The organism is Rhodocista pekingensis (genome assembly GCF_042665545.1).
In the GTDB taxonomy this organism is placed as follows: domain Bacteria; phylum Pseudomonadota; class Alphaproteobacteria; order Azospirillales; family Azospirillaceae; genus Rhodocista; species Rhodocista pekingensis.
This window is the reverse complement of record NZ_JBHTCM010000019.1, coordinates 26429-36433: the sequence shown is the minus strand read 5'-3', so window position 1 is coordinate 36433 and position 10005 is coordinate 26429. Positions and strand designations below refer to the sequence as shown.

Sequence of the window (10005 nt, the reverse complement as noted above, 5' to 3'; positions counted from 1 at the left end):
GAATCACAGTTACCCACGCATGGGAATCCCCCGCGATTCCCTCAAGGACGGAAATGCTCTAATGAGTGAGGCGGCCAGATCGGGGAGGAAGGCGTCCGGGTTGCTGTCCGCGAGCGTGGTGTAGTGATCCACGGCCTTGCGGGTGGCCTGCAAGGCCTCCTCCCGGCGTCCGAGGGCGGAGAGCCTGATACCCAGGTTGTTGAGGCTCCCAGCGTGCCAAGGGCTTCCTGCTTCTCCTGCCGCTTCCTGTAGCGCCACCCGGCGGCGTTCCACGGCAAGAGCCAAGGACCGGAGATGGGTGGTCTGGTCCGGCAAGGCCCCGTACAACCGATCCAGGTCGGCGGCTTCCAGGTGCTGGCACTGTGCTTCCTGTTCCTGGAGCAGGAAAGCTGCGGCCCGATTGCACAGCACGAGCGGATGATGGCTCATCCGTTGCAGTACGGTCAGGGCCTGACGGGCCGGAGTGCCGCCTGATTCTGCCAGAGGGGTGGACAGGGTTGCCGTCAGCAAGAGAAGGCCGGTTCTCGGAAACCTGGTCAGGTAGTGCGCCAAGGCGTATTCCCCCAGCACATCCGGCTCCAGAGCGCCGATCCAGTCTTCCCGGTCCCCTGGATAAAGCCGGGTCAGCGCTTCGATCACCGGCAGGCATTCATGGGGACTGCGGCGGTTCAGTTCGCCGTCGGCCAGCAGCAATGCCGCTCCATCGGCTTGTGCCACGCCTTGCAGGAAGGTGACCTGGAGGACGGCCCGCCGCAGGGCTTCGATCTTCTGCCTGTCGTCCGGCGTGTCCATGCGGATATTCAGGACCCGCTTCCAGGACAGGCCCTCCTCCTTCAGCAGCCCGTCGAACAGGGCTTCGCCGCTCTCCGGAGCGCCGCCCCGCGCCGTCAGATAGGCGGCCATCAGGACCAGCAGCGGACGGTCGTACCAGCGATCCTGGTCCAGGGACGGGGACTGCCCGCCGGGATTGGCCAGACCCTCGGGGGCCAAGAGTTCCTGGAATGCCGCGAGTGCCGTCTCGAACAACCGGCGGCGCTGGTCGGGGGGCAGGCGGCCGGTGTTGCTGCCGATGGGAAAGGCGTTGGGCGCGAAGATCTCCATGCCACGTTCGGCCTTGATGCTCTCCCACCAGTCGCCGGCCGTGCGGGCCAGGGCCAGGATGCGGATATCCGGACCGGCGGTTTCGGCGGCTTCCGCTGCTTCTGCCGCCAGCGAAGCCAAAAGACCGGGGCGGGCTTCCGCGTAATCGACAATGATCAGATCGCCCTGGGAGGCTTCTGGGCCGGGCGCGAAAGCCCGCCAGACCAGCGGGCCGCTATAGTCGCGGCGCACCTCCTGCACCCGCCAGCCGGCCTGTTTCAGATCGTCCGCCAACGCCAGGGCAAGACGGGTCTTCCCGACACCCCCCTCACCGATATAGAGCCGGCCGGACACGGAACGTTCGGCCAGAGGCCCGGCCGGTTGTGTCGCCCAGCTCAACAGCTCCGCCTTCCTGCCACCGAAATCCAGAAACGGCACGGCGCGGGTGCGGGCCAGCAGCAGGTCAGTCGGGCGGTCCTTGTTGAAACGGACCCGTCCCGGGGCAGGCACTGGCCGTATGCCGGCGTCGCGGGCGATACCACCGGCAAGGATATGACTCGGAATATCATCCAGGCGCTTCAGCAGCGCGTTGAGCCGGACGTTTCCGGCATCGACGGTCCCGGCCAAGGTCCGTAGGTCCGCCAAGGCATCCCGCGATGCCGCCAGGACCGCTTCCTGTCCGGCTTGCACACTGTCCAGAGCGGTGCTGATATCGGTCTGCCCTTCCACCAGGGTGGCGATGCCGTACTGCGTCAGGATGCGGGACACGGCCTCATTGGTCTTGACCTCTTCCGCCAGAAAGCCCCGGAACAGCGGCCACCAGCCGGCAAAGCTGGCATTGCCCCGGAAGACTTCCTCGAAGCGCGGCCAGTCCAGCGAGTTGGTGAGTTTGGCCTTGGCTTCGTCCAGCAACCAATCCTCAGCCAGCCTACGGAATTGCTGCTGTCGTTCCGCCGAGGGTCCGTCATGGGGATCGGGATTGGCGAAGGCCCCGGCTATCCGCCCCATCACGTCATCCACGCGCCGGGTCCAGGCTTCCGCATCTTCCGCAGCGAGCCCGGCAAGTGTTGCCTCCAGACCGTCATCCCGCACCAGGGCCGAGCGAATCCACGTGGTCAACGGTGTGGTGATGTCCTCGGCATGATAGCCGGGCAGCGTCCGCCATTGGGGCTTGGGGAGCTTCTCATAAGCTTTGACGGTCAGCGTCAAGGCCAGCAACTGGGCACGGCGTATCGCGCGACTCAGATCGCGATTCTGGGGCTCCCGCAGGCCATCGAAGAACAGGCCCTGAAGCTTCCTGCCGGCTGCGCAGAACAACTGGTCGCTACGATTGCCGATGAAACCTCCGACAACCCAGCCGCCCAGCACGCTCAAGGTCAGAGGATCGCCCACTGCCGCCTCTCAAACAGCGCTGACGCTCTCAATGTGCAGTACGGGCGAAGTCGCAATCAATCGGAAGGTTGTGTGTCAGCACGACTTTCATCTGACTGTCAGCCGATGAATCTGTAGCGTCTGGCTGATCTTGCGCGGCCGGCATCGAAGCGGTCGCGGTCGGTGCGGACATGGCTGCGCACCATTGCCGCAGTCTCTGTCGCCAAGAGGTCGGCGTCGGCCTCCAGGCCGCGGGCGACGGCGTATGTTGCGACCAGCCCCTTGATCTGGGCTTCCATGATCTGCCGCAGGTGGGACCGCCGGACCTGCTTCACCACGCCCGGTCCCGCGCCGGTCATCATCTCGCCCAGATCGGTGGTCAGGGCTGCCCGGGCCGCCGTCCAGAGGGGATGGTCGGGCCAGCGGCAGCGTTCGCTGTCGGTCGGGCTGGGGACCGTATAGCGGATGTCCGCCAGGGCGCGGGCGAACAGGTCGCCCAGCCTGTCATCCAGATCGGCCCAGCTCGACACACCCCAGCGCTCCTTCAGGTGCGCCTTGCCGGCGCGCAGTTCCAGCCGCCAGACGGTTTCGTCGCCGCCCAGCGGCGGCAGGGTCCGGGTGCTCCGGGCCGCGTTCCAGTGCGCCCACCATTCCGGCTTCTGCTTCTGCCGGACCTCGCGCGACTTCTCGTAGAGGATGACCTGCCGGCCCGGCATCTTTCCACAGGTGACGGAGGTATAGCGGCCGGAGACGCCGTGCATCTGTATCCCGGCATCGTCGTCATGGTCGGCCCGGCTGGTGTGGGAATGCATCACGAAAGCCGTCGGGTTCAGGGTGAAGGCTTCGCCCGTGGCGGCCTCAATGTCCGATGCCAGGAAATCCAGGCAGTAATCGACGCGGGAGACGGAGGCGGCCAGGACCTGGGCACCGATGGCGGCGAGAAAGCGGTACAGCCCGGCGCGGACGCCGCCCAGCCCGCGGCAGGCCAGGGCGTTGGACTTGACCGAGACACGGATGTTCCAGTTGGCCGGGTTCTGGTTGCGGCCGAAGAACCAGGTGGCGCCCGTCGGGCCGGTGTCGCAGCGATAGGCATAGCCGCCCTTGGCGCCGCTTTCCGCGACATGCATCGCTTCGCCCCGCCAGTCCAGCAGGACCGGGGCGCGGCTGTTCTGGGCCTCGACCTTGGCCGCTTCCAGGGCCTCCACCAGGGGCTGGGGGATACGGCCCTGGAAAGCCACGTCCAGCCCGTCGAAATTCCAGTAGAAGGGTCTCAGGGTCATAGAGGCAGGTCCCATGGTCTGCGGTTCTAGAGGGGGGTGCTACAAGGACCCCCCTCTTGCCCTCTGGGGGCGGGTCTGGGGTCGCTGCCCGCGTTGCGGGCTGGTGTTTCCGGGTGTCGCGCCCTCCGGGCAGGGGCCGCTTCGGTTTTGGGGCCGGGCAGGGGGGAGCCCGATCCGGGAGGGGGGCGCCCGGGGTGCGCCAGTCCTGGGGGGGAGCGCCCGGCAAGGGGCGGACGCGAAAAGGGGGCGGGTCAACCCCGCCCCCTTTCCACCTGAGCCTTCCGGCCCCAAAACACCGTGCGGTGCGGCCAGCCCCGCCCGGTGAAAACCCGTGGTGTCGCCGCCGGGACGGGTCAGGCGGCCCGGGCCGTCTCCGATGTCTGCGACGTGCTGGAAACCAGCCGCGCTTCGGCCCAGGCGATCAGGTCGCGGCGGCGGTAGCGGACGGAACGGGCCGACACCTTCACGAAGCGCGGCCCGCCGCCGCGCACCCGCCAGTTCTGCAAGGCCCGCACCGTGTAGCCGATGAAGGCCGCAGCCTCCATCTCGGTGATCAGCCGGTCCAGATGGTCGTGGTCCGTCGTCTCCGGTCCCGTCGTCATCGTCTCTGTCCCCTCCGCCGTTGCGATGGGGGAACTCTGGCGCAGGCCGGCATCCCGAAAAACATCTCAATAACGGTCCGGATTATTGAGAAAAGAGATCAGCGCAGCCGGTCGAACAAGGGCTTCAGAAGACGGTGCAGGGTCTTGTCGGTCAGGCCCGCCGGCGTGCCGTCGGTCGCCTGCATGACCAGGGCGCGGATCGCCGGATAATGCTCCGCCAGCGGCCGCTCGGGCCGGATGCTCCCGGCATCGGCCAGATGCCGGAAGGCCGCGATCACGGCGTCGCGCTTCGACGGCCGGCCGCGGGGCGCCGGCCGGGGCGTCACAGTGCCCACCGCTGCGGCGGCCGCATCGGCCATGATCTGCGGCAGCCAGTGCGGCAGGGCCAGCCGCACCGCTTCCATCCGCAGTCCGTTTCCGGCAAGGCGGGACCCCTCCCAGTCCACCGGGTGCTGCCACAGCTCCGCCGGGACGGGCACGGGCCGGTCGGTCACGGCCCGGGGCAGGGCGTATCCCAGGGCCAGAACCCGGCCCTCCTGGATCAGCGCCAGACAGGATGCCCGCATCGCCTCCATAAGACGGCGCTCCTCATCCACCGGCCCCAGGGCCGACGACAGCAGGGCCATACGCCTGGCCATGTCCGTCCGATCTGTAAGGGCGCCGTCCTCTGCCAGCCCGCGGACCCTCCCGGTGACGGCGCTCAGGGACGTCTGCCGGCGCAGCAGCTCCAGCCGCTCGGCCATCTCCCGGGGGGCGAATCTCAGACAGGCGCGGCTCAGGGGGAGAGCGCGCTTCCAGACGGCCAGATGATCCATGCTCCGTTGCCTCGTTCCCGGGAGAGCGGCCATACGTACCTATGGAGAGCGGGCGCGGTGTCGCGCTGGAGGACGGCCCGACTGTCCCGCGGCTTTCCATAGGTACGTATGGCTCCGTTCCCTCTCCTATGCTCGCCTGCCGTAAGGTGTGTGTCCCCGCAGGGGCCGGCCTCAGCCGGCAGCCTGTCCTTTCATACGGGCCGCCAGGGCGGCCGACACCCGTTCCGACGATGCCCGCAAGGGATCGTCCGCCAGATGCGCATATCGCGCCGTCGTCTGGACCTGTGTATGGCCCAGCAGCTTGCCGATCATGGGCAGGCTCTCGCCCATGCCGACCGCGGCCGAGGCGAAGGAATGGCGCAGATCGTGGATACGCAGATCGGGCAGCCCGGCGCGCATCCGCAGACGGCGCCATGGCCGCTGTATCTCCTTCAGGTGCTGACCGTCCACGGCGCCGCAGATGACATACGGATTGCCGGGCAGGCGGGGGACCGCCGCCAGTACGGCCATCGCCGCTTCGCCCAGATAGACCTTCTTGGCGCCCGTCTTGCTGTCGGGCAGGGCAAGATGTCCCGGATGCACATGCTCCCATTTCAGCGTCTGGATTTCCCCCAGACGGCAGCCGGTCAGGATCAGCAGGCGGATCGCGGCGATGACATGGACCGACTCGCTCCCGTCCGCCTCGGCCGCGTCCAGGGCCGCTGCCAGCCGCCCCAGCTCCTCGGCGGACAGGAAGCGCTCCCGCTTCTGCTCGGGGTACTTGCGCACATGCCGGCAGGGGTTGGAGCCGTCCGGGCGCAGGCCCCAGACTTCGGCCAGATTGAACAGCTTGGACAGGACGCCCAGCGTCCGGTTGGCCTGATACGGGATATCACGGGCCTTATGGTGCAGGCGCGCGATGTCGGCCCGCGTCACGTCCAGCACCTTGTGCGCCCCGATCTCCGGCTTGATGAACAGCTCGACCGCGCGCCGGTACTCGCCCTGCGTGCTGGGCTTGCAGCGCTGCCGCACATGCTCGTCCATGAACCTGTCGCACAGGGCCGCCATGGTCGGGGCCAGCCGTTGGAGCCGGGCCTCCTCCGACGGGTTCTCGCCGCGGTGGACCGCTACCAGCAGTTCGCGGGCCGTGCGGCGGGCCTCCTCCGGCGTCATCACTCCGTGGTGGGAGAAGCTGTAGCGCCGCGTGCGACCACCGGCCCGGTACTGGATCACATAGGACTTGATGCCCGTCCTCAGCACCCGCAGGCCGAAGCCGGGTATCTCCTCATCCCAGAGGAAATAGTCGGTGTTCCTGGGAACCGCGCCGTCAACGGTGCGCTTGGTCAGCCGGGGCATGGGGAACCTGCTTCCAGAAGGGCGTGGAAGCACCGTGGAAGCAGATGATGGCGAAAATTGGCCTGCTCTGGCGCAGAGGGGCGGAGAAAGTCCTTAAGATAATCGTTGAATATCAGTCATATACCGCACTGCGTGCCGGTCTGGCGCAATCCATCGCATGGACGGGACCTAACTCATAACCTGAAGGCCGCAGGTTCAAATCCTGCCCCCGCAACCAACATCACAAAGCCCTTAGCCGATAACCCGGCTGAGGGCTTTTTGCTGTACGGAAGCAGGAAAGCGCGCTGCCCGGCCTTGCCCTTCAGCCCGACCCGAATCCCATTCCATGCAGGGCAGCGAGCCCGACGCCGGCCAGTTCACCGGTCCGATGCAGTCCGGCCGGCAAGGCAGACACGCGGGGACGATGCCGTCACGGGCGAGGCGGGTGATCAGCCCGTCGGTGTCCGCAGGTCGGTTGGAGAAGGCACCGGAGTGCCGCATCCCGCCGCCGCGCTCCCTTGAGGTAACCGCACCGGGACTGTCCCCTTGTGTCCATTCACCGCCGGCGCAGGGGGTAGGGCTGCCGTCCCGAAACCGTGCCTTCCCGCCGCCGCGTTTTTCCGCTAGAGCCCGGGGGCGTTCCCCCGGCCCTGGTTTCCCCATGAGCTTCGCCCGCGCCATCGCCACCGTCGGCGGCCTGACCATGCTGTCGCGCGTCGCCGGCTTCGTGCGTGACATGCTGACGGCCTGGGTGCTGGGGGCCGGGGCGGCGGCGGACATCTTCTTCGTCGCCCAGCGCATCCCGAACTGGTTCCGCGCCATGTTCGCGGAAGGCGCCTTCACCGTCTCCTTCGTACCGCTCTATTCCGCCACGCTGGAGCGGGACGGGCGCGAGGCGGCCGACCGCTTCGCCGACCAGGCGCTGTCCATGATGGTGGCGGTGCTGCTGCCGCTGACGGTGCTGATGCTGCTGGCGATGCCGCTGCTGATGCTGCTGGTCGCCAGCGGCTACGCCGCCGACAGCGGCACCTTCGCCCGGCTGGTGGAACTGGGGCGCATCACCTTCCCCTACCTGATCCTGATCTCCGTCGTGGCCTTGCAGACGGGCGTGCTGAACGCGCTGGGCCGGTTCGGGCCGGGGGCGGCGGCACCGATCATGCTGAACCTCTGCATGATCGCGGCCATCGTCCTGTCGGTCCAGACCGGGATCGAGCCGAACACGGCGCTGGCCTGGGGCTTCACCGTCTCCGGTGCCGTGCAGCTGGTCTGGCTCTCCGTCTCCTGCCGCCGGGCCGGCGTGACGCTGCGGCTGACGCTGCCGCGGCTGAGCCCGGATGTCCGCCGGCTGTTCCGGCAGATGGCGCCGGGGGCGCTGGCGGCCTCGGTCATCCAGATCAATCTGGTGATCGGCACCCACATCGCCTCGCTGCTGCCGGCGGGGGCGATCTCCTACCTCTATTACGCGGACCGGCTGAACCAGCTTCCGCTGGGCGTGATCGGCATCGCCATCGGCACGGCCCTGCTGCCGACGCTGGCGCGGCACGTCCAGGCCGGCGACGCCGACCGGGTGCGCCACTACATGAGCCGCGGCCTGGAGTTCGGCCTGCTGCTGGGGCTGCCGGCGGCGGTGGCGCTGGCCGCCATCCCGGAGCCGATCCTGACCGCGCTGTTCCAGCGCGGCAGCTTCGGGCCGGCGGACACGGCGGCGACGGCGCTGGCGCTCCAGGCCTATGCCATCGGCATCCCGGCCTACGTCGTCTCCAAGGTCTTCAACGCCGCCTTCTTCTCCCGCCAGGACACGCGCACCCCGGTCAAGGCGGCGGTCGTGACGCTGGCCACCAACACGGGTCTGGCCCTGGCGCTGAGCCCCGTGCTGGGCCATGTCGGGATCGCGCTCGCCAGCGGCGTGGCCGCCTTCCTGAATGTCGGCCTGCTGGGCTGGGGGCTGCACCGGCGCGGCCATCTGGCGCTGGACGCCCAGGTGCGCCGCCGCGCCCCCCGCATCGCGCTGGCCGCCGCCCTGATGGGGCTGGTGCTGCTGGGGCTGGAGCTGGCGCTGCACGACCTGTTCACGGCCGACGCCGCCACCCGGGTGGCGGCCCTGGCCGGGCTGATCGCGGCGGGCGGGCTGTCCTACGGCGCCTTCGTCCTGGCCTTCGGCGGGTTCCGGCTGGCGGACGCGCGCGCCCTGCTGCGGCGTTGACGGCGCCGGCGGCCGCTTGACCCCTGCGGGTGCCGGGGCCATAACTCCGCGGCCGCGTCCGGCACTCCGATCCCAGCCCAGCAGACGACACGCCCATGAACCGCATCTTCTCGGGCATGCAGCCCACCCACCAGCTCCATCTCGGCAATTATCTGGGGGCGCTGCGGAACTGGGTGGCCTTGCAGAAGGACTATGAGTGCATCTTCTGCGTGGTCGACATGCACGCCATCACGATCGACCACAAGCCCGACGTGCTGCGCGAGAACATCCGCGAGGTCACGGCCGCCTACATCGCCGCCGGCATCGACCCCGAGAAGAACATCCTGTTCAACCAGTCGGCTGTGCCCGGCCATGCCGAGCTGAACTGGGTCTTCGCCTGCCACACGCCGCTGGGCTGGCTGAACCGCATGACCCAGTTCAAGGAGAAGGCGGGCAAGCACCGCGAGAACGCGGTGCTGGGGCTCTACGCCTATCCCGTGCTGATGGCGGCGGACATCCTGCTCTACAAGGCCACCCATGTGCCGGTGGGCGAGGACCAGAAGCAGCATCTGGAGCTGGCGCGCGACATCGGCGGCGCCTTCAACCGCTATTACGAGCGGGAGTTCTTCCCCCTGCCCGAGCCGCAGATCCTGGGCGAGGCGACCCGGGTGATGAGCCTGCGCGACGGCACGAAGAAGATGTCGAAGTCGGACGAGAGCGACTACAGCCGCATCAACCTGACCGACGATCCCGACACCATCGCGCTGAAGATCCGCAAGGCCAAGACCGACCCCGAGCCCCTGCCGGAGACGATCGAGGAGCTGGAGAAGCGGCCGGAGGCGGACAACCTCGTCACCATCATGGCGGCGCTGACCGGCCGCGCCCGTAAGGACGTGCTGGCCGAGCATGCCGGCAGCCAGTTCAGCGGCTTCAAGGGGGCGCTGGTTGACGTGGCCGTCGCCACGCTGGGGCCGATGACGGCCGAGATGAACCGGCTGCTGGGCGACAAGGCGGAGATCGACCGCATCCTGAAGCGCGGCGCCGAGCGCGCCGGCGCCATCGCCGAAGAGACGATGAACGAGGTCAAGGACATCGTCGGGCTGCTGCGCCCCTGATGCCGCCACCGGACGGCGGCACCGCCGCCCGGCGCTACATCCCCCGATAGAGGTAGACCTATACCCCGCCTTCCGTTATCGTCGTCCCAACCGGCGGATGCGAACCCATGCCGGAAGGGGAGGCGGGGATGGATGCGGGGAAGAGGGGCGCGGACCGCAGGCGCGCGACCGGAGGTCGTGCGCCCGAGGGCCACGGGGCCAGAGGCTCTACCAAAGGCTCCAACGGGATCGAAGGGAACGGGGCCG

General features: G+C 68.5%; 7 protein-coding genes. 2 read left to right on the top strand and 5 right to left on the bottom strand.

Annotation, left to right across the window (positions count from 1 at the left end):
- Window positions 1-9 precede the first annotated feature (9 nt).
- The 5 genes from ACFQPS_RS16625 to ACFQPS_RS16605 all read right to left on the bottom strand — a co-directional run bounded on the left by ACFQPS_RS16625 (window position 10) and on the right by ACFQPS_RS16605 (window position 6483).
- Window positions 10-2472 carry a hypothetical protein gene (locus ACFQPS_RS16625; protein WP_377360338.1) on the bottom strand — a complete coding sequence of 821 codons (2463 nt, stop codon included), beginning with the start codon at window positions 2470-2472 and terminating at the stop codon, window positions 10-12.
- A gap of 98 nt (window positions 2473-2570) precedes the next feature.
- Entirely contained in the window at window positions 2571-3731 is a 1161-nt protein-coding gene (locus tag ACFQPS_RS16620) for a hypothetical protein (protein WP_377360337.1), read from the bottom strand.
- Window positions 3732-4084: 353 nt separating this feature from the next.
- Entirely contained in the window at window positions 4085-4333 is a 249-nt protein-coding gene (locus ACFQPS_RS16615) for a helix-turn-helix transcriptional regulator (protein WP_377360336.1), read from the bottom strand.
- Window positions 4334-4431: 98 nt separating this feature from the next.
- A complete protein-coding gene (locus tag ACFQPS_RS16610; RefSeq protein WP_377360335.1) occupies window positions 4432-5148 on the bottom strand; it encodes a hypothetical protein in 717 nt (238 codons plus the stop codon).
- Window positions 5149-5319: 171 nt separating this feature from the next.
- The gene (locus tag ACFQPS_RS16605) at window positions 5320-6483 is read right to left on the bottom strand and encodes a tyrosine-type recombinase/integrase (RefSeq protein ID WP_377360334.1); all 1164 of its coding nucleotides are present in this window, start codon (window positions 6481-6483) and stop codon (window positions 5320-5322) included.
- 640 nt (window positions 6484-7123) lie between these two features.
- Here ACFQPS_RS16605 and murJ point away from each other — a divergent pair.
- Both murJ and trpS read left to right on the top strand, forming a co-directional pair.
- Window positions 7124-8665: a murein biosynthesis integral membrane protein MurJ gene (gene murJ, locus ACFQPS_RS16600; protein WP_377360333.1), complete on the top strand. Its 1542-nt coding sequence runs from the start codon at window positions 7124-7126 to the stop codon at window positions 8663-8665.
- A 95-nt stretch (window positions 8666-8760) separates the two neighbouring features.
- The gene (gene trpS, locus ACFQPS_RS16595) at window positions 8761-9759 is read left to right on the top strand and encodes a tryptophan--tRNA ligase (protein WP_377360332.1); all 999 of its coding nucleotides are present in this window, start codon (window positions 8761-8763) and stop codon (window positions 9757-9759) included.
- The last annotated feature ends 246 nt before the right edge of the window (window positions 9760-10005 follow it).